Annotated in this window: 24 protein-coding genes; 13 read left to right on the top strand and 11 right to left on the bottom strand. The window is 69.3% G+C overall.

Going from position 1 to position 22,684, the window contains the following annotated elements; genetic code table 11:
- The 3 genes from KBI44_17720 to KBI44_17730 all read right to left on the bottom strand — a co-directional run.
- The coding region (locus KBI44_17720; protein MBP9146321.1) for a sulfatase-like hydrolase/transferase at positions 1-1,999 on the bottom strand (1,999 nt) is incomplete at its 3' end.
- A gap of 127 nt (positions 2,000-2,126) precedes the next feature.
- Positions 2,127-2,975 carry a hypothetical protein gene (locus KBI44_17725; GenBank protein MBP9146322.1) on the bottom strand — a complete coding sequence of 283 codons (849 nt, stop codon included), beginning with the start codon at positions 2,973-2,975 and terminating at the stop codon, positions 2,127-2,129.
- Positions 2,972-3,787: an AAA family ATPase gene (locus KBI44_17730; GenBank protein MBP9146323.1), complete on the bottom strand. Its 816-nt coding sequence runs from the start codon at positions 3,785-3,787 to the stop codon at positions 2,972-2,974. The genes KBI44_17725 and KBI44_17730 overlap by 4 nt, the downstream gene beginning before the upstream one ends.
- A gap of 108 nt (positions 3,788-3,895) precedes the next feature.
- Between KBI44_17730 and KBI44_17735 the strand changes: the two genes are divergently transcribed.
- The 3 genes from KBI44_17735 to pepE are packed head-to-tail and all read left to right on the top strand — an operon-like array spanning position 3,896 to position 6,417.
- Positions 3,896-4,495 (top strand): HD domain-containing protein, encoded by a 600-nt coding sequence (locus KBI44_17735; protein ID MBP9146324.1) that lies wholly within the window; start codon positions 3,896-3,898, stop codon positions 4,493-4,495.
- Entirely contained in the window at positions 4,495-5,673 is a 1,179-nt protein-coding gene (locus KBI44_17740; protein MBP9146325.1) for an aminotransferase class V-fold PLP-dependent enzyme, read from the top strand. Before KBI44_17735 ends, KBI44_17740 begins: the two co-directional genes overlap by 1 nt.
- Positions 5,674-5,715: 42 nt before the next feature.
- Complete coding sequence (gene pepE, locus KBI44_17745; protein ID MBP9146326.1) at positions 5,716-6,417, top strand: dipeptidase PepE; 702 nt, start codon at positions 5,716-5,718, stop codon at positions 6,415-6,417.
- Between the two features lie 26 nt (positions 6,418-6,443).
- On the opposite strand, the gene KBI44_17750 is transcribed toward pepE, so the two are convergent.
- Positions 6,444-7,256, bottom strand: coding sequence for an SDR family oxidoreductase (locus KBI44_17750; GenBank protein MBP9146327.1), 813 nt, complete (start codon positions 7,254-7,256; stop codon positions 6,444-6,446).
- 73 nt (positions 7,257-7,329) lie between these two features.
- Here KBI44_17750 and KBI44_17755 point away from each other — a divergent pair, with 73 nt between their 5' ends.
- The 4 genes from KBI44_17755 to KBI44_17770 all read left to right on the top strand — a co-directional run bounded on the left by KBI44_17755 (position 7,330) and on the right by KBI44_17770 (position 10,559).
- Complete coding sequence (locus KBI44_17755) at positions 7,330-8,331, top strand: metalloregulator ArsR/SmtB family transcription factor (GenBank protein ID MBP9146328.1); 1,002 nt, start codon at positions 7,330-7,332, stop codon at positions 8,329-8,331.
- Positions 8,328-9,794, top strand: coding sequence for an adenosylhomocysteinase (locus KBI44_17760; protein MBP9146329.1), 1,467 nt, complete (start codon positions 8,328-8,330; stop codon positions 9,792-9,794). The genes KBI44_17755 and KBI44_17760 overlap by 4 nt, the downstream gene beginning before the upstream one ends.
- 145 nt (positions 9,795-9,939) lie before the next feature.
- Positions 9,940-10,173, top strand: a complete 234-nt coding sequence (locus tag KBI44_17765; GenBank protein MBP9146330.1) for a type II toxin-antitoxin system Phd/YefM family antitoxin — start codon at positions 9,940-9,942, stop codon at positions 10,171-10,173.
- Positions 10,170-10,559: a type II toxin-antitoxin system VapC family toxin gene (locus KBI44_17770; protein MBP9146331.1), complete on the top strand. Its 390-nt coding sequence runs from the start codon at positions 10,170-10,172 to the stop codon at positions 10,557-10,559. The genes KBI44_17765 and KBI44_17770 overlap by 4 nt, the downstream gene beginning before the upstream one ends.
- Positions 10,560-10,588: 29 nt before the next feature.
- Here the strand turns inward: KBI44_17770 and KBI44_17775 are convergent, their stop codons facing one another.
- A complete protein-coding gene (locus KBI44_17775; protein ID MBP9146332.1) occupies positions 10,589-11,542 on the bottom strand; it encodes an FKBP-type peptidyl-prolyl cis-trans isomerase in 954 nt (317 codons plus the stop codon).
- Between the two features lie 111 nt (positions 11,543-11,653).
- Between KBI44_17775 and KBI44_17780 the strand changes: the two genes are divergently transcribed.
- The 4 genes from KBI44_17780 (at position 11,654) to KBI44_17795 (ending at position 16,494) form a co-directional block, all read left to right on the top strand.
- The gene (locus KBI44_17780) at positions 11,654-12,496 is read left to right on the top strand and encodes an ABC transporter ATP-binding protein (GenBank protein MBP9146333.1); all 843 of its coding nucleotides are present in this window, start codon (positions 11,654-11,656) and stop codon (positions 12,494-12,496) included.
- Entirely contained in the window at positions 12,493-13,725 is a 1,233-nt protein-coding gene (locus tag KBI44_17785) for an ABC transporter permease (protein ID MBP9146334.1), read from the top strand. The genes KBI44_17780 and KBI44_17785 overlap by 4 nt, the downstream gene beginning before the upstream one ends.
- Before the next feature lie 314 nt (positions 13,726-14,039).
- The gene (locus KBI44_17790; protein MBP9146335.1) at positions 14,040-15,305 is read left to right on the top strand and encodes an ABC transporter permease; all 1,266 of its coding nucleotides are present in this window, start codon (positions 14,040-14,042) and stop codon (positions 15,303-15,305) included.
- Positions 15,306-15,387: 82 nt separating this feature from the next.
- The gene (locus KBI44_17795; protein MBP9146336.1) at positions 15,388-16,494 is read left to right on the top strand and encodes an efflux RND transporter periplasmic adaptor subunit; all 1,107 of its coding nucleotides are present in this window, start codon (positions 15,388-15,390) and stop codon (positions 16,492-16,494) included.
- On the opposite strand, the gene KBI44_17800 is transcribed toward KBI44_17795, so the two are convergent.
- On the bottom strand, positions 16,491-17,750 hold the full coding sequence (locus tag KBI44_17800; protein MBP9146337.1) for an MFS transporter: 1,260 nt from the start codon (positions 17,748-17,750) through the stop codon (positions 16,491-16,493). The genes KBI44_17795 and KBI44_17800 overlap by 4 nt on opposite strands.
- A 144-nt stretch (positions 17,751-17,894) precedes the next feature.
- Between KBI44_17800 and KBI44_17805 the strand changes: the two genes are divergently transcribed.
- Positions 17,895-18,074, top strand: coding sequence for a hypothetical protein (locus KBI44_17805; GenBank protein ID MBP9146338.1), 180 nt, complete (start codon positions 17,895-17,897; stop codon positions 18,072-18,074).
- Positions 18,075-18,100: 26 nt separating this feature from the next.
- On the opposite strand, the gene KBI44_17810 is transcribed toward KBI44_17805, so the two are convergent.
- From KBI44_17810 to KBI44_17830, 5 genes are all read right to left on the bottom strand, one after another.
- A complete protein-coding gene (locus KBI44_17810; GenBank protein ID MBP9146339.1) occupies positions 18,101-18,337 on the bottom strand; it encodes a hypothetical protein in 237 nt (78 codons plus the stop codon).
- A gap of 115 nt (positions 18,338-18,452) precedes the next feature.
- Positions 18,453-19,013, bottom strand: coding sequence for an RNA polymerase sigma factor (locus KBI44_17815; protein MBP9146340.1), 561 nt, complete (start codon positions 19,011-19,013; stop codon positions 18,453-18,455).
- On the bottom strand, positions 19,003-19,401 hold the full coding sequence (locus KBI44_17820) for a hypothetical protein (protein MBP9146341.1): 399 nt from the start codon (positions 19,399-19,401) through the stop codon (positions 19,003-19,005). Before KBI44_17820 ends, KBI44_17815 begins: the two co-directional genes overlap by 11 nt.
- A 24-nt stretch (positions 19,402-19,425) precedes the next feature.
- On the bottom strand, positions 19,426-20,208 hold the full coding sequence (locus KBI44_17825; GenBank protein ID MBP9146342.1) for an ABC transporter permease: 783 nt from the start codon (positions 20,206-20,208) through the stop codon (positions 19,426-19,428).
- Positions 20,205-21,305: an ABC transporter ATP-binding protein gene (locus KBI44_17830; GenBank protein MBP9146343.1), complete on the bottom strand. Its 1,101-nt coding sequence runs from the start codon at positions 21,303-21,305 to the stop codon at positions 20,205-20,207. The genes KBI44_17825 and KBI44_17830 overlap by 4 nt, the downstream gene beginning before the upstream one ends.
- 1,139 nt (positions 21,306-22,444) lie before the next feature.
- On the opposite strand from KBI44_17830, the gene KBI44_17835 reads away from it, so the two are divergent.
- Positions 22,445-22,684, top strand: a 240-nt coding sequence (locus KBI44_17835; protein MBP9146344.1) for a hypothetical protein, incomplete at its 3' end; no start/stop codon positions are given.

Genomic DNA, 22,684 nt, shown 5'->3' on the forward strand with positions numbered 1-22,684 from the left:
CGAGGCCGTAGCCGCCGCTCCTCACCAGGTGGTCCGCTGACTGGAAGTAGGCGATGGCGTCGTCGACGAGCTCCCGCGACAGCGGCGTGCTGGCATCCGCGCGGAGGAACTCGCCGCTCTTCCGGTCGACCTCGAAGACGTCCTCCTGTTGATGCAGGCCGAGGATGGCGATCCTGCCGTTGCGCATCAGGGCGATGTCGCCGTTGTGGACGAGCAGCGCGCGTCCATCCTCCGGTCGCGTGTGCAGCAGGTCGTGACCGAAGAAACGGGACGGGTAGGAGAGACCGAGGAGCGCGAGGATCGTCGGCGGGACGTCGAGCGACGAGGCCAGGGTGTCGATTCGGGCGCCTTCCGGCAGCAGGCCCGGCGCCACCATCAGGATCGGCACCTCGTAGCTCCCGAGCGGAATCGTCGCAGCGCCGTAGACGCGGGCGCCGTGGTCCCCCATGACCACGAAGAGAGTGTGGTCGTAGTAGGACTTCTCGCGCGCGGCGCGGAAGAAGCGCCCGATCGCCCAGTCGGCGTAGCGCACCACGTTCTGGCGACGCTTGAGCCCCGGCAGGGGCTCGATGGTGCCCGGAGGGTAGGCGTACGGCCGGTGGTTCGAAACCGAGAGGATCATGGTGAAGAAGGGCTTCCCGGTCTGCTCCATGGCGTCCATCTCGGTGAGCGCGCGGTCGAGAATCGCCTGGTCCGAAACCCCCCAGGCGGTGCGGAACTCGTCGGCGGGGAAGTCGCTCTGCTCGACGATGCGTTGGACGCCGTTGGCCGAGAGATAGGGGCCCATGCCGTCGAAGAGCGCCCGGCCGCCGTAGACGAAGAGCGTCTGGTAGCCGTTCTGGCCGAGCACGCCGGGCAGGGTGAAGAGATCCTCTGCGCCGCGGCGCGAGACGATCGGCGCCCCGGGAAGGGGCGGCAGCGAGGAGGTCGTGGCCTCGATCGCCCGGATCGTCCGGTTGCCGGTTGCGTAGGCCTGGGTGAAGAGCGTCCCTTCGCGGGCGAGGGCGTCGAATTCGGGGGTGAGGGAGAGATCGCCGTCTGGAAGCTGGCCGGGATGCAGCGCCCCGATGAACTCCGCGCCCAGGCTCTCCTCGAGCAGCAGGACCACGTTCCAGGGATGCTCCGGTGCGATCGTCTGGATGGCGCGGATGGCGCGGGCGCTCGAGTTCGGGGCGAGGGCGACCGGCGTCGAGGCCGCTTCGGCGAGCAGCACTTCCAGCCGCTCGTGCGTTCGGGTCTCGTCGCGGGTGGCGTAGAAGCCGTCGTACGGGGCGTCGAGGCCGAGGAGGGCCTCGCCGAAGGCGTAGGTGCCGTTCGAGGTCAGCTCGCGCACCAGACGGTCGGGCGAGTGCTCGACGAGGGGGCGAGGCGAGACCGAGAGCGCGAGTACGGCGAGGATGCCGGCGTGGGCGAGGAGCAGCGCGAACCTCTCCCGGAACGGTGTCGGACGCTCCCAGGCGCGTGCCAGGGGCCGGCGCAGGGCGAAGGTGAGGCCCAGGACGAGCGCCGCCAGGGCGGTGAGAATTCTCCCCGTGGGATAGCTCTGCCAGATGTTGGTGACCACCTCCGTCGGGTAGAGCAGATAGTCGACGGCGACGAAGTTGAACCGGCTGTCGAACTCCTCGAAGAAGAACCACTCCGCAACGGCACTGAACAGAGCGCCGAAGAGGGTGCAGGCGAGGCCTGCGGCGAGCGCCACCCTCTGCCAGCGCGCCTGCCACCAACGCTCGGGGAGGAGAGCGAGATAGAGCACCCAGGGCAGGAGGCACCAGGCGGCGACCCAGAGGTCGAGCAGGGCGCCGGCGGCGAAGATCCGGCCGAGGGTGGCGATCGAGTGCGGGAGCTCGCCGCGCCCGGCGACGACCAGGGCGAGGCGGGTGAGGGTGGCGAGAACGACGAAGAAGAGGCCCAGACCGACAGCGATGCGGAAGCGCGCCGGAAGGCCGGGGCGGGTGGAGCGGGTCAGGGGGAGGCGCGCGGAAGCGGCGGACGGGTGCATGAACCTCGAAGTCTGTGCCCCGGGCGTGAACCCCCCATGAACGGTTCCAGGGAGGGCCTGCGCCCCCTGGCGGAGGCTTGTCGCCTCGCCGAGTCCGTCCAGCGGTCGCCGGCCGGGGCTTTCGGGTTCAGGGCGCCTTGAGGCGCAGGGTGATCTCGCCGCCGTCGCCCGAGAGCAGGACCTTGTCCCGGTCGATGCGGTCGATGCGGCGGCCGACGACGAACTCCCCGACGCCGACCAGGCGACCGTTGAGATAGGCGAACGGCGCCGTCTCGGAGTAGACGATGCCTCCGAGCTCGAGCTTCGTGCCGTCGGGGAACTCGACGCTGCGCAGATAGTCGCCGGAGCCGTTGGACCTCGCCTTGGCCGGCGCGGTGATCTCCTGCGGCGCTGGCGGCTCGCTGACGCTCGGCGAGGGTGGTGGCGGTCGCTGCGTGGTTTTCGGTAAAGGGGGGGTGGTGAGGGGGGGCGCCGTTGGCTCGCTGGCATTCGGCATCGTTGGAGGCGCGGCTGAGGCGGGACTCGGCGGTGTCGGAGCCACTTTAAGGAGTGGATCCATCTGCGCGTTCGGGCGCGGCGTGGACTGCGGCCTGGCGAACGGATTCGATCCCACGCTGCGTCCCGGAGCTGGCGCTTGCTGGACGTCGGGAAACGCGGTCGGTACCGCGAGTCCCTCCGTCACCCCGGCCGTTCCATCCTTCGCCAGCGCGCGGGCGTCGGGCGTCGCAGCTGTTTTTTCCATTACTGGAGCTTCTTTTCTTTCTGTCGGCCGGAGGAGCAGCAGCGCGATCGCGATCGCGGCGGCGCCGCCGACGAGCGCGAGGGCCGCGACGAGAGCCCGGTTGCGCCCGCCGGTGTGGCGGGAGCGGTAGGGCTGCAGGGGGGATTCGAACGGTGCCGGCTGCCCCTTGGCGCGCGCGTCGCGCGCCGCGGCTTCGCGTTCGGCCTTCTTGAGCGCTTCGCTGACCAGACTCACGAGGGCTTGCCCTCGAGCTCGCGGATGGCGCGGCCGATGAGCCTCCCGGAGAGGTGGTCCAGTCCCTCGACGTAGCCGGCGAGGAGCGCGGTGTCGCAGACCGCGTTGATCAGCCGCGGCACCCCCCCGGAGTAGCGGTGGATGCGCGACATCGCCCAGCGGCTGAAGGTGGGCCGGCCGTTGCCGCCGGCAACCTGCAGGCGATAGTAGACGTAGAGCTCGGTCTCCTCGCGCGACAGCGAGTCGAGGTGGTAGCGCACCGTGATCCGCTGCCGGAGCTGGCGCAGGCGCGAGTCATCGAGCATCCGCTTGAGCTCGGGCTGGCCGATGAGCACGATCTGCAGGAGCTTCTGCCGGTCGGTTTCGAGGTTGGAGAGCAGGCGCACCTGTTCCAGCAGCTCCATCGAGAGATCCTGCGCCTCGTCGATGATCAGCACGACGTCCTCGCCTTTCGGCACCTGGGCGAGCAGGAACTCGTTGAGCATCTCGAGATAGGCGACGCGATCGGTTCTCCCCGGGACCTTGAGGCCGAGCTCGACGAGGATGGTGCGCAGCAGCTGGGTCGAGGACATCACCGGGTTGAGGATCAGCGCGGTGCGGAACGTCGGCCCCAGGCGCTCGAGGGCGGCGCGGCAGAGAGTGGTCTTGCCGGCGCCGACCTCGCCGGTGATCTGGACGAACCCCTTGCGCTCGCGGATGCCGTAGAGCAGGTGCTCGAGAGCCTCGCGATGCCGGGCGGAAAAGTAGAGGAAGCGCGGGTCGGGAGTGATGTTGAACGGTGCCTCCCGGAATCCGTAGTGCTCGAGGTACATGCCGCTGGCGAAGTTACCATGGACCTCGGGTACGATTCGGGCTGCCGGCGGCGCACGGGCCGGCGGGGAGGATCACTGCGGATGGCTGCGATGGCTGAGAAGGCTGCGATGGATCGTTCGAGCGCCTGGGGCATCGTCACGGAGCACGTCGCGGCGGCGGGATTGCGACGGCACATGCTCGCCGTCGAAGCCGTGATGCGCTTCTACGCCGCGAAGCTCGGCGAGGACCCCGACCTCTGGGGGCTCGCCGGCCTCCTCCACGATTACGACTGGGAGATCCACCCCACCCTCGACGCGCATCCGAAGGCGGGCATCCCTCTGCTCGCGGAGGCGGGAGCGCCGGAGGCGGTCCTGCAGGCGATTCTGGCGCACAACGAGGAGGGCACCGGAGTCGCGCGGCGGGCGCCGATCGATTTCGGCCTCCTGGCCTCGGACGAGGTCACAGGATTGGTGATCGCGGCCGCCCTGGTGCGGCCGTCGAAGGACGTCCGCGACGTCGAGCTCAAGTCGATCCAGAAGCGCTGGAAGGAGAAATCGTTCGCGGCCGGTGTCGACCGGCCCCATGTCGAGAGTGCCACCGCCGACTTCAGCGCCGCCTGCTTCGCCGGCGGCCTCGACCTCTGGCTGCACGTCGGCAACGTCCTCGCCGCAATGCAGGGGGAGGCGGCGGCTCTCGAGCTCGACGGACGGATGGCCAAGGGGGCGTGATGGCCCGATTCGGCCGTTCGATGCTGGCGCACTTCGCGCTCGACCCCGCCGTCACGTACCTGAACCACGGCACCGTCGGGGCGCCGCCGCGGCGCGTGCTGGCGGCGCAGCAGGCGATCCGCGACGAGATCGAGCTCCAGCCGTCGCGCTACCTGCTGCGCGAGCTTTCGGAGATCTGCGTCGGAGTGCCGCGCGCCGAGCCACCGCGCCTGCGCACCGCGGCGGCGGAGGTGGCGGCCTTCTTCGGCGCGCGCGGCGAGGATCTGGTCTTCGTGGACAACGCGACCACCGGTGCCAACGCCGTTCTGCGCTCCGTGGCGCTCGCGCCCGGAGACGAGATTCTGGTGACCTCGCTCGGCTACGGCGGGGTCACCAATGCGGCGCGCTACGTCGCGCGCGAGCGCGGGGCCACGGTTCGCGAGGTGGCGATTCCGGCATCGACGGAGCGGCCGGAGGAGGTCGTCGAGGCGATCGACGCCGCGCTCGGCGCGCAGACCCGCCTCGTCGTCGTCGACCACATCGCCTCCGACAGCGCGCTTCTCCTGCCGGTCGCGGAGGTGGCGGCGCGTTGCCGGGCGCGTGACGTGCCGGTTCTGGTGGACGGTGCTCACGCGCCGGGGTCGGTTCCCCTCGACCTGCCGTCGATCGGCGCCGACTGGTACGTGGGCAATCTCCACAAGTGGGCCTGGGCACCGCGCAGCACGGCCATCCTCTGGGCGCGCCCGGAGCGCCAGGCGATGCTCCATCCGCCGGTCATCTCCTGGGGGCTCGACCAGGGCTTCACGACCGAGTTCGACCTCGTCGGCACGCGCGATCCGTCGCCGTGGCTCGCGGCGCCGGCGGCGCTCGAGCTCCTGGCCGAGTTCGGGGCCGAAGAGGTCCGGGCCTACAACCACGACCTCGCCTTCCAGGCCGGCGAGCGGCTGGCGAAGCGCTGGGGGACCGAGTTCCGGACGCCGCGCTCGATGGTCGCCTCCATGGTCTCGGTGCCGTTGCCGGAGCGCTGCGGCGGCACGTCCGCGGAGGCCGGGGAACTGCGCGACCGCCTGCTGTTCGAAGACGGCATCGAGCTCCACATCGCGGCGCGGGAAGGGCGGCTCGCCGCCCGGGTCGCGATCCAGATCTACAACGACCTCGCCGACGTCGATCGCCTAGGCGAAGCCATTGCCAGACGCTGAGGCGATCGCCCGACGCTGAAGCGCCAGAGAGGAATCCGTTCCATGCCGAGACTTCTGCTGCTCTCCAACTCGACGAATCACGGCGAGCGCTACCTCGCGCATGCTGCCGACGAGATGCTCGACCTCCTCGGAAACTCTCCGCGGGTCCTCTTCGTGCCGTTCGCGCTGCACGACCGCGCCGCCTATACCGCCAAGTTCCGCACCCGGCTGGAGGAGCTCGGCCGCGAGGTGGACGAGCTCGCGGCCGACGCCACCGGGCGGCGGCAGATCGAAACCGCCGAAGCCGTCTTCGTCGGCGGCGGCAACACCTTCCGCCTGTTGAAGACGCTGCAGGAGGCGGGGCTCCTCCCTCCGCTCGCGCTGCGGGCGCGCGACGGGATGCCCTATCTCGGCGCCTCGGCCGGCATCAACCTCGCCGGCCCGACGATCCGCACCACCAACGACATGCCGATCGTCGAGCCGCACGGCTTCGACGCTCTGGGGCTGGTGCCGTTCCAGATCAATCCGCACTACCTCGACGCCGATCCCGGCTCGACCCACATGGGTGAGACCCGAGCCGAGCGTATCGCCGAGTTCCACGAGGAGAACGCGACAGTGGTCGTGGGGCTGCGCGAGCGCGCCTGGATCCGTGTCGAGGGCTCGCGCGCCTGGCTCGGCGGCGAGCGCGGCGCCTGCATCTTCCGGCGCGGCAGCGCCCCGGAGGAGCGCGCGACCGGAGCCGCGCTCGACGATCTGCTGATCTAGCCTGGGGGGAGCCAGCCCCGCCGGCGTCAGTGTCCGCGCGCGACGGCGCGCGCGGCGATCCAGTCGATGAGACCAGGCGCCACCAGGCGGACGTAGCGACCGACCCGTCCGCGCAGCGAGAGGATGGCCATTCTCTGCCGGCGTTGCGCCGCCAGGAGAATGCGTCGGGCGCACTCCGCGGCGGTCATGATCTTCGATTCCCGCATGGGGCTCGTGCCCAGCGGTTTGCCATCCGGGCCGAGCGCCCGCCGGTGAATCTCGGAGAGCACGAAGTCGGGGCAGGCGAGCGTCACCGAGACGCCGGTGCCGGCGAGCTCGATGCGCAGCGAATCGAAGAAGCCGTGCAGTGCATGCTTCGAGGCCGCGTAGCCGGTGCGCGTCGGGACCCCCGTCAGGCCGGCGAGGCTCGAGACCACGACGATGCGGCCCCGGCTCGCCTTGAGCTGCGGCAGGGCGAAACGCGTCAACCAGGCCGGCCCGAGGTAGTTGACGCGCAGGATGCGCTCGAGAATCGAGGCGTCCTCGAGCTCGTCGAGGCGCGCCCACATGTCCTGGCCGGCGTTGAGCAGCAGCATGTCGAGGCCGCCCAGACGGTCGACTGCGAGCTCGACCAGCCGTCGGCAGTCGGACTCGACGCTGACGTCGCCCGGCAGGACGAACGCTTCGGCGCCGCGCTCGCGACAGAGCGCGGCGACCTCCTCGAGCTTCGCGGCGTCGCGCGCGGCGAGGGCGAGCCGGGCCCCTCCGCCGCGCCCGCCGGCGAGCTGGAGCGCCAACTCGCGTCCGATGCCGACAGAAGCGCCCGTGAGCAGCACGGCCGGATGCGCTGGAAACGTCATCGTCGGAACCTAGCACTTGACGAGGTCTTCTTCGGGATATATCCTTTCATCCGGATTTAAGAATGCAACCGCGATGAAGAGCCGACCCTCGAACTCCCCCGACCTCCTGCTGGCGCGCTTCTCCTCGCTCGCCGACCCGGCGCGGCTGCGCCTGCTCCACCTGTTGGAGCAGCAGGAGCTCGCGGTCTCCGAGCTCGCCGACGTCCTGCAGATGCCGCAGTCGAGTGTCAGCCGGCACCTGAAGCTGCTCGCCGGCGAGGGCTGGGTCGTGAGCCGCGCCGCGGGGACCGCGAACTTCTACACCATGGCCAACGGCGAGCTGCCCGAGAGCTCGCGCCAGCTCTGGCAGCTCGCCGCCGGCGAGACCCGCGAGTGGCCGGCGCTGGCGCACGACCGCCTGCGCCTGGCGCGCTGTCTGGCGACCCGGGCCGGCGAGGGCCGCGACTTCTTCGCCGGCGTCGCCGGAGAGTGGGAGCGCCTGCGCACCGAGCTCTACGGCGAGCGCTTCACCGGTCTCGCCTTCCAGGCGCTTCTTTCTCCCGACTGGGTGGTCGCCGATCTCGCCTGCGGCAGCGGCGCGGCGGCTCTCGCCCTGGCCCCCTGGGTGGCGCGTGTCGTGGGCGTCGACCGCTCGCCCGAGATGCTCGACGCGGCGCGGCGTCGCTCCGGTGGAGTGGAGAACATCCGCTTCGAAGAGGCCGACCTCGAGCGCCTGCCGATCGCGGACGATGCCTGCGACGCCGCGCTCATGCTGCTCGCTCTCACCCAGGTGGACGCGCCGGAGCTCGCGGTCGCCGAGATGGCGCGCATCGTCAAGCCGGGGGGGCGCGCGGTGATCGTGGACCTGTTGCGCCACGACCGCGAGGATTTCCGCCGCCAGATGGGCCAGAAGCGCTCCGGCTTCGCGCCCGAAGATCTCACCCGCCTCCTCGCCGCGTCGGGCTTCGACGCGGTCCATTGCTCTGCCCTGCCTCCGGAACCGGAGGCGCGGGGCCCGGCGCTGCTGCTCGCGAGCGGCACCCGGGTCCGATCCGGAATTTCACCCCAACGCAGGAAGAAAGGAAGCGCATCATGACCGTCTCGACCGACAAAGCGTCCATCACCAGCCTCGATTTCCGGGTGGCCGATCTCGCCCTCGCCGACTGGGGCCGCAACGAAATCCGTCTCGCCGAGCAGGAGATGCCCGGCCTGATGGCGGTGCGCAAGGAGTACGCCGCGAGCCGCCCGCTCGCCGGCCAGCGCATCATGGGCTCGCTCCACATGACGATCCAGACCGCGGTGCTGATCGAGACGCTCTCCGCGCTCGGCGCCGACGTGCGCTGGGTGTCGTGCAACATCTTCTCGACCCAGGACCACGCCGCGGCGGCGATCGCCGTCGGCCCGGAGGGGACGCCCGAGAATCCGCGCGGCATCCCCGTCTTCGCCTACAAGGGTGAGTCGCTCGAAGAGTACTGGGACTTCACCTCGCGAGCGCTCGACTTCGGCCAGGGCCTCGGACCGACGCTGATCGTCGACGACGGCGGCGACGCGACGCTGCTCATCCACAAGGGCGTTGAGTTCGAGAAGGCCGGCGCCGTTCCGGCCGCGACCGCGGCCGACAGCGAAGAGTACGCCTTCGTTCTCGCCCTGCTCGCCCGGGTGCAGAAGGAGGACCCGAAGCGCTGGAGCCGGATCGCTCCGGCCATTCTGGGCGTCTCCGAGGAGACGACGACCGGCGTCCACCGCCTCTACGAGATGGAGAACGCGGGCACACTGCTCTTCCCGGCGATCAACGTCAACGACTCGGTGACCAAGTCGAAGTTCGACAACCTCTACGGCTGCCGCCACTCGCTCACCGACGGCATCCTCCGCGCCTCGGACGTCATGCTCGCCGGCAAGGTCGCCGTCGTCTGCGGCTACGGCGAGGTCGGCAAGGGCTGCGCCCAGGCGTTGAAGGGCCAGGGCGCCCGCGTCATCGTCACCGAGATCGATCCGATCTGCGCGTTGCAGGCTGCGATGGAGGGCTACGAAGTGACGACGCTCGAGGAGACGCTGGCGACCGCCGACATCTTCATCACCGCGACCGGCAACTTCGACATCATCACCATCGAGCACATGGCGAAGATGAAGGACAAGGCGATCGTCGGCAACATCGGCCACTTCGACAACGAGATCGACATGGCCGGCCTCAAGAATTTCGCCGGCATCGAGCGCGTCAACATCAAGCCGCAGTACGACGAGTGGCGCTTCCCCGATGGCCATGCCGTGATGATCCTCGCCGAAGGGCGCCTCCTGAACCTGGGCTGCGCGACCGGCCACCCGTCCTTCGTGATGTCGTGCAGCTTCGCCAACCAGGTGCTGGCGCAGCTTGACCTGGCGCGGAACGCCGGCAAGTACGAGAACAAGGTCTTCCTGCTGCCCAAGAAGCTCGACGAGAAGGTGGCGCGGCTCCACCTCGAGAAGCTCGGCGTCAAGCTGACCCAGCTCACCCCGAAGCAGGCGGCCTACATCGGCGTCGACGTCGACGGCCCGTTCAAGCCGGAGCGCTATCGCTACTGAGGCCGCGGAGGTGTAGCGCTGGTTCGGGGGCCCGGCGGTTCGCCATCGGGCCCCCTTTTTCGTTCAGGGCTGCGCCGTTGGGCCCGACTCACCCTCTGGCGTTGACTAAGTTCAAGACTAAGTCCACAATGGCTCCATGCCCAAGATGGCGCAGGTGAGCGTGCATGAGGCCAAGACCCACCTTTCGAAGCTTCTTCGTCGGGTCGCGGAGGGCGAAGAGATCTGGATCGCCAACGCTGGGCGCCCGGTCGCCAAACTGGTGTCCGTGGAAGGGGCGCGGCTGCCGCGCAAGCTCGGCCGCGACGCAGGCCGGGTGCGTATCGCTCCCGACTTCGACGCGCCGCTGCCCGAGGCGATTCGCAGAGGCTTCGAAGGATGAGGCTGCTGCTCGACACGCACTGTTGGCTGTGGCTGGAGAGTGCGCCGGAGCGCCTCTCGGAACGGGTGAGGCAGCAATTGATGGATCCCGAGACCGAGCTTCTGCTCTCCGTGGTCAGTGTCTGGGAGTTGGCGATCAAGACGGCGCTCGGCAAGCTCGAGCTTCCTGAGGCGCTCGCGACCTACGTTCCGACTCGCCTGCGGCGCAGCTCCGTCGGCACACTCCCGGTGCGTCTCGAGCACGCCCTCGAGGTCGCTCAGTTGCCGCCGCACCACGCGGATCCTTTCGATCGAATGTTGATCGCACAGGCTCGCACAGAACGGCTGCCCATTCTGACTGCCGACGCCGCCTTCGCGGCCTACGACGTGGAGCTGCTCGCGCCCTAGGCCCCCCAGGGGAGGGCGGCAGGGACCGGTCAGTTCGTTTTGGGCGTTCCGGGCGTGAAGATCTTCGCCGCATCGGCGAGGTTCAGGAGCTCGAGCTCGAAGATCAGGGCGCCGGTCGGAGCGCTGGGGAAGCCCTCGTTGCGCGCCGCAGGAATCCAGCAGCGCCGGAGCTCTCCGACCGTCATCCCCTCGACGCAATCGGCGAACGAGGTCATGACACGATCGAGCGGGAAGAGCGTCGGTCGACCGTCGACGGCGGAGGAGGAGAGGACCTCTCCGGCCTCGTTCCAGACCGTGAAGTTGAGCAGCGCCGCATCCAACCGGGTCGCCTTCGCGCCGCCCTTGCCCGCCTTGACGGAGAGGACCCGGGTTCCGAGGCCCACCTGGCTCGCCTTGGGGTCGGCGTTCTTGAGCGCTGCCGGGGTGTCGGGCACCCGGATGACATGCACCAGCTCGAGGTCGAAGACGAGCGCCTCCTGGGCGCCGGTCTGCGGGTTCTTGGGCGCGAGGTTCGCCGGAAACCAGAAGCGCCGCTGTTCTCCCGCCACCATCCCGGCGAACGCCTCCCGCCAGGCCGGGTAGAGCTTGGTCATGGGCATCCGGGCCGGCTCGGCGACCGAATAGGTGTTCTGCACGACCGTCCCGTCGGACTTCCTCCCGATGGCGAAAAAGAGAACGAAGTCCTGGAGCCTTGGCTGCACTTTTCCGGTGCCGGCCCGCAGCTGACGGGTCGCGAGGCCCGAGGGGAGCCGGGTCGCCGTCGCGGGCGGGCCGGCGAGCTCCAGCGCGGTGGGCGCTGCCGGCGGCGGGGTCAGCGGTTTCGGCGCCGGGGCGGCCGGAGCCGAAACCGGATTCCCGGAGGCTGCTCCCGGGGGGACCTGTCCATCGACCTGCGAAGCGGGTGCGACGGCGCCGAGGGCCGCGAAAACGGCGCCGAGCGCCAGATTGGATAAGATGCGCGAGTTGGTTCGGGTCCGTTCCATGCGGCGGCACCTTACCATCGCCCGGTCTCGTGGCTCCAGCGCCGGCGTCGCCCCCCGCAAACCTTTCGCCCTGAAATGACGTAAGACAGGCAGGAGCTCTTTCGAACTCACATGATCCGTCTGCGAAATCTGCACAAGAGCTACTCCGTGGGCCGCAACCGGCTCCACGTCCTCAAGGGGCTGGACCTCGACATCGGGGCGCGCGAGCTGGTCGCGGTGATGGGCGCCTCGGGGTCGGGGAAGTCGACCCTGATGAACATCCTCGGCCTCCTCGACCGTTTCGACGACGGCGAGTACACCCTGGATGGCGTCGCCATGGGCGGCCTCTCCGAGACCCGGGCGGCGCAGTATCGCAGCCAGTACATCGGCTTCGTCTTCCAGTCGTTCCACTTGATTCCGTTCAAGACCGCGGCCGAGAACGTCGCGCTTCCGCTCTACTACCAGGGCGTCCCGCGCCGCGAGCGCAACGAGCGCGCCGCGGTCTATCTCGAGAAAGTCGGCCTCGCCGATCGCGCCGAGCACCTGCCGTCGGAGCTCTCCGGCGGCCAGCAGCAGCGTGTCGCCATCGCCCGGGCGCTCATCGCAAGCCCCAAGCTTCTGCTCGCCGACGAGCCGACCGGGGCGCTCGACTCGGCGACCTCGCGCGACGTCATGAAGGTGCTGCAGGCGGTCCAGGACGACGGTGTGTCGGTGGTGATCATCACCCACGAGCGCGACATCGCCCACATGACCGACCGGCTCATCCATCTGGTGGACGGCCGCATCGCCGGCGACAGCCGCCAGCGCCGTCTGAATCCGGACGACGTCGTGGTCGAAGTCGAAGCGCTCGAACCCCTCGAGGCTCCGCCGGCCCCAACGGCCGCTCCGGGCCACCCGGCCCCGCCTGCGGCCCGGGCCGCGGTGCCGGCAGCGAAGGCCCCCGGCCGGATCGCTACGGAGCCCGCGGCCGGATGATCCGCCTCGACGTCTGGCAGGAGATCTTCGACACCATCAAGCGCAACAAGCTGCGCACGGCGCTCACCGGCTTTGCGGTCGCCTGGGGGATCTTCATGCTCGTGGTGCTCCTCGGCTCCGGCAAGGGGCTCGAGCACGGCGTCGACTACCAGTTCCGCGACGACGCGGTGAACAGCATCTGGGTCTCCTCAGGACGGACGAGTACGCCCTACAAGGGGATGCAGCCCGGCCGCGAGATCCAGTTCGACAATCAGGACTATGACGAAGTGACGACCCGCGTCCAGGGTGTCGAGTACGCGAGCGGACGCTACTGGATCTTCGGCAGCCAGCAGGTGAACTACAAGAACGAGAACGGCAGTTACACGATCCGCGCCGTGCATCCCGGTCACCAGGTGCTCGAGCGCACCAAGATGATCCAGGGGCGCTACTTGAACGAGTTCGACCTGCGCCAGTTCCGCAAGAGCGCCGTTCTCGGGACGCTGGTCGCCAGTGCGCTCTTCCACGACGAGGACCCGATCGGCAAGCAGATCCGGATCGGCGGGATCTCTTTCCAGGTGGTCGGCGTCTTCGACGACGAAGGCAGCGAACGCGAGCGCGAGTTCATTTACCTGCCGATCTCGACCGCTCAACGCACCTTCAACGGCGCCAATCGGGTCAACCAGATCCTCTACACCACCGGCGACGCGAGCCTCGCGAAGAGCATGGAGATGGCCGGCGCGACACGGCAGATCCTCTCGGTCAATCACACCTTCGATCCGGAAGACGAGCGCGCGATCCACGTCAACAACAACGTCGAGAACTATCAGCGCATCCTGGCGCTCATCACCGCCATCCGGCTCTTCGTCTGGGTGGTCGGCGTCGGCACGCTCCTCGCCGGCGTCGTCGGAGTCTCCAACATCATGCTCGTCGCCGTGCGCGAGCGCACCCGCGAGATCGGCATCCGCAAGGCGCTCGGTGCGACTCCGGCCTCGATCGTCGGCCTGGTCATGCAGGAGTCGGTGCTCATCACCACCGTCGCCGGCTACGCCGGTCTGGTTCTCGGTGTCCTCGTGCTCGAGGGGCTCGCCAAGGCGATCCCCGACGCCGCCTTCTTCCGCAACCCCCAGGTCGACCTCCGCGTCGCCGTCTCGGCCACCGTCCTGCTCATCGTCGCCGGCGCCATCGCCGGTTTCTTCCCGGCGAGAAGGGCCGCCGCCATCCGCCCCATCGAGGCTCTGCGCGATGAGTGACCTTGCCGTGTCTCGCCAACTCTCCGCCGGTAGCGAATTCGGGGTGGCGCCAGAGGGAGGGCTCCCAGTGAGGAGCGGAGCCCGCGAGAGCGGGCGAGCACCGCAGCGGGATACCCGCCGGCGACAGGACCCGGAATTCGCGGCGAACTTGCGACAGACTTTCCGCGAAAACGGTAGCGAATTCGGGGTGGCGCCAGAGGGAGGGCTCCCAGTGAGGAACGGAGCCCGCGCAAGCGGGCGAGTACCGCAGCGGGATACCCGCCGGCGACAGGACCCGGAATTCGCGGCACGCTCGCGACAGACTGGCGAATTCGATGTTTGACCTCGACCATCTCCAGGAGATCTGGACCGCCCTGTCGAAGAACCGCCTGCGGACCTTTCTCACCGCCTTCGGCGTCTTCTGGGGCATCTTCCTGCTCGTTCTCCTCCTGGGCTCCGGCAACGGCTTGAAGAACGGCATGGACGCCGGCTTCTCGGGCGCCGCGACCAACAGCTTCTTCGCCTGGGGGATGCGTACCAGCAAGCCGTTCGCGGGCCTCCCTGCCGGGCGCTCGATCGAGTTCACCAACGCCGACATCGAAGAGCTCCGCCGCCAGGTGCCGGAGGCCAAAGTCATCGCGCCGCGCCTCCAGCTGGGCGGCCACCGCGGCGGCGCGACCGCGACCCGCGGCATCCAGACGGGCTCCTACAGCATCATGGGCGACATGCCCGAGATCCAGACCATCCAGTCGCTCGTCGTGCCGCGCGGCCGTTTCCTCAATCACCTGGACATCGAGGAGAAGCGCAAGGTTGCGGTCATCGGCTCCCGCGTTCACGAGGTGCTCTTCGAGCCCGAAGAGGACCCTCTCGGCCAGGGCATCCGGATCAACGGCGTCGAGTTCCAGGTCGTCGGCCTCTTCCGCTCCCGCCAGAGCGGCAACGACGGCGATCGCGACGCCGAGACGATCTTCGTGCCGTTCTCGACCTACCAGCAGGCGTTCAACGCCGCCAACCGGGTCCACTGGATGGCGGTGACCTCGGTCGATGGCGTCAAGGCCTCGGTGGTCGAGAAGAAGGTCCTCGACATTCTCCGCGCGCGTCACAAGGTCTCGCCGGAGGACAACCGCGGCATCGGACACTGGAACCTCGAAGAGGAGTACGAGAAGATCCAGGGCCTCTTCACCGGCATCAAGCTCCTGATGTGGATCGTCGGCGTGGGGACCCTCGCCGCCGGCGCCATCGGGGTCTCGAACATCATGCTGATCATCGTCCGCGAGCGCACCAAGGAGTTGGGGATCCGGCGCGCGATCGGCGCGACGCCGTGGAAGGTGCAGGGGCAGATCGTCTTCGAGGCGGTGCTCCTCACCTTGGGCTCGGGGCTCCTCGGGCTCTCGGCCGGCGTCGGGCTCCTCGAGCTCGTCAATCGCCTGCTGCCGCCGGCGGTGCCGGGCGGCGAGCCGCAGATGTTCCAGAACCCGGGCGTGACGCTTGAGGCGGCGGTCCTGGCGCTCGCCGTGCTGGTCGCCTCGGGCGTCCTCGCCGGCCTCGCACCGGCGCGCCGGGCGGTCGCCATCACGCCGATGGAAGCCCTGCGCAGTTGAAGCGGCCGCAGGCCGGAATCGAGTCGCAACAGTTTTCGCACAGATGGATGCAGTTTCTTTCGCAGGAGTTGGAGAGCGCGTGATGAAGAAGGTTCTCGGAGTTCTGGCGGCGTTCCTGTTCGCGGCGGTCGTCATCGCGACCGGCGTTTTCCTTTGGAAGAAGTCGCAGACCCGGCCGATCGTCTACCAGACGGCCTCGCCGGTGACCACCGACCTGGTCCGGAAGACCGTCGCCACCGGCGCCGTGGTGCCGCGCAAGGAGGTCCAGATCAAGCCGCTCATCTCCGGCATCATCGAGGAGCTCTACGTCGAGCCCGGGCAGCTCGTGAAGCAGGGCGACATGGTCGCCAAGGTGCGGGTGATTCCGAACATGGTGTCGCTCTCCTCGGCCGAATCGCGGCTCAACAAGGCGAAGATCACCGTCGGCGACGCCGAGCGCGACTACCTGCGCAACAAGAACCTGGCCGCCGAAGGCACCATCTCGGCCGCCGACTTCCAGCGCTCCGAGATCGCCTGGGAGCAGGCGAAGGAGGATTTGAAGGGCGCCCAGGACAATCTCGACATCGTGCGCAAAGGGACGAGCGCCCGCATGGCCTCAGCGTCGACGACGGTTGTCCGCGCGACGATCGCCGGAACGATTCTCGAAGTGCCGCTCGAGGTCGGCAACTCCGTCATCGAGTCGAACAACTTCAACGACGGCACGACGATCGCCTCGATCGCCGACCTCGACGACCTGATCTTCAAGGGCAAGGTCGACGAGTCGGAGGTCGGCAAGATCCGGCCCGGCATGGAGCTCGAGCTCACGATCGGCGCGCTGCCGGAGAACAAGGTCCGTGCCTCGCTCGAGCGCATCGCCCCGAAGGGGGTCGAAGAGAACGGCGCCATCCAGTTCGAGATCCGCGCCGCCGTCGTGCCGCAGAAGGACATGCTCATCCGCGCCAACTACAGCGCGAGCGCCGACATCGTGCTCGAGAAGCGCGAACAGGTCCTGGCGCTCGACGAGGGGATGCTGCAGTTCGAAGGCGAGAAGCCCTACGTCGAAGTCGAGACCGCGCCCCAGAAGTTCGAGCGCCGCGAGATCGAAACCGGCCTCTCCGACGGCATCCAGATCGAGATCGTCTCCGGCTTGACCGCCACCGACAAGATCAAGAACCCCAACACCGAAGCCGCCCCGCCGAAGGCGAACTAGGTCGGCGGCGGCCGCCGGGCAACGGCGCGGCTGCGAGCGAGCGGGGCGAGCAGGGCGAGGAAGGCGATCGAGAGAACGGTCGCGACGGCGAACAGGGTGGCGTACGAGGCCCGGGCGGCGATGAAGCCGGAGAGCCAGGCGGCGGGGAGTTTGCCCCAGACTTCGACGGCGGCGAGCACCGTGTAGTGGGTCGCTCCGATCTTTCGGTCCACCCGGCTCATCATGTAGGCGAACATCGCCGTGGTGAGCGCGCCGCCGAAGAGGTGCTCGAAGCAGGTCACCGCGAGGATCCGCTCCGGCGTCGGATCGACCTGGGTCAGCCACCACTCGCCGGCCACCGGCAGGGCGCGCGCCACGGCGCACCAGCCGACGAGGCGCAGGAGCGGCATGCGCCGCGCGAGGAGGCCCCCTCCCACCGAGCCGGCGATCGAGCAGAGCATGCCCCAGGTTCCGACCCAGAGCCCGATCTGCGCTTCGCGGTAGCCGGCGTCGACGAGGAACGGCTTGAACATCGTGTCCGCCATCGACTCGCCGAGCTTGTAGGTGCCGATGAAGAGGATCAACCAGCCCGCACCGGAACTGGTCAGCGCCCGGCGCAAAGTGGCGAGGATCTCGCCCACGCGACGGTGCTCAGCTGGACCCGCTCTCCCCGCGGGCTCCCCTGGCTCCCCTGGCTCCCCTCGCTCCGATACCGCGCGCCGGGCGACGACCGCGTTCTCGTCCCAGGAGAGCGTCACCAGCAGCGACATCGCCACCAGCCCGGCCATGCTGACGAAGAGCCCGGACCAGCCGATCGTCCCGCTCGCCCAGACGAGAAGCCCCCCGCCGGTCAGCATCCCCGCCTTGTAGCCGACCACCTGCGCGACGTTGCCGTGGCCGAGCTCGCGGGTCGACAGGACGTCGACCGCGAAGCCGTCGACCGCGATGTCCATCGTCGCGGCGAGGAGATTCATCGTGAGTACCAGCCAGAGGATGGGCGCCAGTCCCTCGCTCGGCGGCACCTTCGCCGCCGCGAAACAGGTCACCGCGAGCAGCGCCTGAAGCGGCAGGATCCAGGACTTCCGCCGCCCGAATCGGGCGTTGCCATATCGATCGATGAGCGGGGCCCAGAGGGGCTTGAGCGACCAGGGGAGAGCGAGCGCGGTCGCGAGGCCGACGCCCTCGAGGGTCATGCCGGCGGACCGCAGATACACCGGCAGGGCGGTTGCCTGAAAACCGAACGGCAGCCCCTGGACGAAGTAGAGCGTCCAGAGGATGCCAAGTCGGTCGAACCGCACGGCGCGGGGCACCGGCGGATGATACGGCTTCAGCGGGCCTTCCGGGGCCGGGCGATACGGCGCTCGACCGGGATCGATGGCGGCGCTGTTCGGCGCTACAATCGAACCCGCGGAGACCCGACGATGAGCACGATCCGAGAGGAAGTCCACAAGCTCGCCGAGAAGCTCCCGCCCGATGCCGACTGGGACGACGTGATGTACGAGGTCTACGTCCGCCAGAAGATCGCCGAGGGGCTGCGCGACGGCGACGAAGGCCGCGTCGTCTCGCACGAAGAGGTCAAGAAGCGCTTCCGCGTCTCGTGAGGATCGACTGGTCGCCTGGCTAGCCTCTAAGGCAGTCGCCTCCACATCAGCAGCGCGACCGCCGCCGGCACTGCGAGGGCGAGGGCGATGAGGGGCCAGTCCACTCCCAGGCTCGCCATCACGCCGACGCAGAGGAGCGTGGCGGCGAGGGTGTAGAGGCGGAGGGTGCGCCTCGCGCCCCGGGGGAGGGGGCGCGGATGCACGCGCTCGGTCACGCGTTCAGTGAAGGTCGGCGGCAGGGCGGGCGGGGGGGCGGCGGTCATCGCATCGCGCAGCAGGGCGTCGATTCCCTCGCTTCGATCGCTTCGATCGCTTCGATCGCCTCGATCGCCGCCATCCACCCCGTCGGGTCTGTCGGGTCCTGCCGGGTTCGGGTGCTCAGACACGGTCGACACCTCGTTCTTTCAACATCGACTGCAGCAGCTGGCGGGCGCGGAAGAGGTAGGACTTCACCGTGTTCTCCGCCACGTCGAGGAGGAGCGCGATCTCGGCGACGCTCTCGCCCATCCAGTAGTGCAACCGCAGCGCGGACTGGTAGGCCTCGGGGAGTCGGGCGACGCACTCGGCCACGGCTTCGTCGCGACGCGCCTTCTCGAGGCGCGCGAGGGCGTCCGGGTCGCCGGAGGCATGTTGCTCCAGGACCTCCGCCCCGACGTGCGGCGCGGTGAAGCGGACGCGCGCCTTGAGATTGATCGTCTGGTTGAAGGTCACCCGGTAGAGCCAGGTGCCGAACTTCGCCTCACCGCGATAGCTCTTGAGCGCCGAGTGGACGCGCAGGAAGACCTCCTGCGTCACCTCCTCGGCCTCGCCGACGAAGGCCTGGCCAAGGATCGACACGGCGAGACGGAAGACCCGGTCGCGGTGGCGTTCGACCAGCTGCGTGAACGCTGCCTCATCTCCCGCCGCGGCGCGCGCGACGAGCTCGTTGTCAGCCTCCATGTCGCGTCGTCGCGTCGGACGCAGCGGCGGCGACAGCCAGGCGATAGTAGAGGACGAGCCCCAGGCCCATCAGGGCGATCGGTAGCGGCACCGCCCAGTACGGTTTGTCTTCGGCGAGGAAGGCGAGCATCGCCATCGAACCGAAACCGAACGCCGCGAGGACGATCCCGATGGCGAGCGGCACGGTCTGGTCCGGCGGCCGTTTCCAGGCCTCCGCGGGCGGATCGAACGGCAGCTCCGGGAGCGGGATCCCCTTGTCCATCGCCGCCAGGCGCTCGGCGTGGAGGATCTCCATGCGGTGCTGCCTCTCGCGCAGTTTGAGGTACTGGTAGCCGAGGAATCCGGCGGTGAGCGCGATGACGATCAGGGCTTCGGGATAGGAGTGCATGTTCATGGGCTCCGGTGGACGCGCTTACCCTACCCGGGCGAGGCGCCGGATGGCCAGACCGCCGCAGACGACCGTCACTCCGGCGAGCACTGCCGCCGCCATGGCCGGCGGAATGTAGGTGAACTTCTCGACTCCGGCGAGTCCGAGCGCCAGCTGGTCGAGGTGGAAGGTCGGCCAGAGGAGCACCCAGCTCTTGAGCCCCTCCGGCAGCGGCAGGAAGAGTCCGGAAAGAAGGACCATCGGCAGGAAGAGGAGATTCCCCCACGCCGGAGCGGCCGAGGCCGAGACGCGGGCGCCGAGGAGCAGCCCGATGGCGCAGAACGGGATCGAGCCGGCGATGAGCGTCGCCCAGACGATCGCCACCTGGGCGAAGGAAAGCTGGATCCTCCCGCCGAGGAGCGCCGCGCCGGCGACGAGGGTGATCGCGACGGCGGCGACGCCCATCGCCATCACGACCTTGGCGACGATCGTCGCGCCGGGCGGGAGCGGCAGGGCGCGCTTGAGCCGAAGGAGGTTGCCCTCGCGCTCGGTGGCGAGGATCACGCCGGTGAAGATGCCGGGCATCGCCGCCGCGAGAACCCCGAAGCCCGCGAAGAAATAGTCGGCGAACTCCTCGGCGCCAGGGCCGCCACCGAACACGACGCCGAACAGCAGGTAGATCGCCACCGGGACGATGAGGAACGGCAGCGCGAAGCCGGTCGTCCGGAGCGCCGCCAGGGTCTCGAACTTCGCCTCCAGACAATAGGCCCGGAGTACGCGGGCGAGGGGCAACGGCTCGCGGTCGCGAGCGAACGGAATCGTCTTCATGCAGCCTCCTGGGTGAGCTCGGTGAAGGCGTCGGCGAGACTCGCCTGCTCGACTTCGAGCCGTGAAAGGTGGGGATCGGCATCGAGCCACCGGCGCACCAGCGCTTCGGCGTTGGAGGTCGTGACCTCCACGACCTCCAACGTCCCGGGCTTGCGCACCGCATCGACGACGCCTGCCCAGCGGCGGATCTCGTCCAGCGCCACAGTCGAGACGCAGCGCACGCGCTTGCGCGTGACCAGCGCGCGCATCTCGTCGACGCTGCCCTCGGCGATCTGCCGCCCCTGCGCGAGGACGACGACCCGGTCGGCGAGCGCCTCGGCCTCTTCGAGATAGTGGGTCGTGAGGACGATGGCGCAGCCGTTGTCGCGCAGGTGGCGGATCGTCCGCCACATCGCTTCGCGCGCCTGGACGTCGAGGCCGACGGTCGGCTCGTCGAGGAAGAGCAGCCGCGGACGGCCGCAGACCGCGAGCGCGAACTGCACCTGACGCTTCTGGCCGGCGGAGAGCTTGCCGTAGCGCCGGTCGGCGAGGGCCTCCGTGGCGGTGAGCGCCAGCGTCTCCCCGACCGTGAGCGGCGCGCGATAGACGCTCGCGGTGAGGGCGATGTGCTCGCGCGCACTGAGCATCGGCGCGAGCGCCACCTCCTGCATCATGACGCCGACGCCGAGGCGGCTCACGACGTCCCTCGGCGAGCCGCCGAGGAGGCGCACGCTGCCGCCGTCGGGCTCGAGGAGGCCGAGCCAGAGGCCGATCGCCGTCGACTTGCCGGCGCCGTTCGGACCGAGCACGGCGAGGAGCTCGCCCGGCCGGACCGCGAGCGAGAGGCCGTCGAGCGCCAGGCGCTTGCCGTAGCGCCTGGTGACGCCCGCGAGTTCGGCGACGGACGCCTCGGTGAAGTCGGCGGTGTCGGAGGCGCGGGCGGGATGGCGGGCAGGGCGCACCTCGATCCCGGCGCTCCGGCGCGGAACCCTACGCCCGTTCAGCAGCTCGCCGAGGAAGGTCGGCCGAACGAGGAGGTGATAGCTCGCGAGCAGAACTCCCAGCGTGACGGCGACGATCGCCGGGAACTTGACCGTCCAAGGAAGCGGCAGGTCCATGACCAGCACCTGCAGGCCGAAGAGGATCGGCGGGTGGACGAGGTAGAGCCAGTAGGAGGCGTCGGCAAGATAGCGGCGGACGGTGCTCTCCGTGGAGCCGAAGCGGACCGAAGCACCCAGGAGGCCGAAGGTCCAGGTCCAGATGGCGAGTGCGTAGCTGGCCGCGTAGGCCCAGCGGGTCGATGCGCCACCCGAAAGCGCCGTCGGCGCCTCGAGAAGCGGCGCCGTGCCGACGATGGTCAGGCAGGCCAGGGTGAGCCCGGCGGCGAGCGCGAGGTTCGACCGCCACTGGCGTGCGAGGACCTCGAGGAGCCCGGTCTGGCGATGGAGCAGCCAGCCGAACGCGAAAGCGGTGCCGTAGGCGACGAGCGCCGGGAGCTGCGGCGCCAGGCCGTAGTCGGGAGTGGGAATCCCGAACCAGACCGGCCACGAGGCGGTGAAGTGGAGCACTGCGGCGGTGGGCAGAGCGAGCGCGAGAGGCGCCACCCGATTCGCGAGGGCGCGCGCGACCCAGGTGTCGATCCGCTGGCGCAGGCGACCGCCGTCGTCGATCGTCGCGTCGAAGCCGGCGCGCAGGATGAGGACGAGCGCGTAGAGAAGGCACAGGTAGTAGAGAAACCAGAGATGGAGGAGCGGAAAGCCATGCTGCGGCAGCGCGGCGGGGGAGGCGGCCTGGGCCTCGCCGGGGAAGGTTCGCGAGAGGCCCCAGATGACCGCCGCGATGGTGAGTGGCGCGAGGATCACCCAGCCGGCCGAGAGCGGCACGAGGACCCGCCGGAAGCGGTCCTTGAGGAACCCGCGCAGTCCGCGCCGGTGGTAGACGAGGTGCCCGAAGAAGCCCGCAAGGACGAAGAAGAGGCTCATGCGGAAGAGGTGAATGACGTAGAAGGTCACCGCCAGCGTCACGCTCTGCGAGCTGTCGCGCGCCGGGATGACCAGAAAGAACGACATCGTCGCGTGCAGGACGATGCCGAGCAGCAGCGCCAACCCGCGGGCACTGTCCATCGCATGAAGGCGGCCGGGAGTGTTCATCAGCCTTGAGACAGGGGGTGGCGGGAAAAGGTTGCGGGGAGCCGCGGAACGCCTCTGGCCCCCCCCGCCGTGGCACAATCCCGCCGCGGAATCCGTTCCGTTACCTGATGAGCCGCGCCAACTCGTCTTTCGCGCCCGCTGTGGAGCGCTCCCCGGTCGCCCTGGTGAGCGCCGCGCTCGTGGCGCTGGCGCCGCAGTTCGCCACGGCAGTGACCTTCCTCGCCGCCTGGATCGCACCGGCCCGGATGCCACCCGGGCTCGTGCGGGGGCTTCTCGTGGCGATGCTGCTCGAATTCCTGCTCCTCCACTCGTATGCCTTCCTGAATCTGGCGACTGGGGTGCGGGAG

This window comes from Thermoanaerobaculia bacterium, assembly GCA_018057705.1.
Taxonomy (GTDB): domain Bacteria; phylum Acidobacteriota; class Thermoanaerobaculia; order Multivoradales; family JAGPDF01; genus JAGPDF01.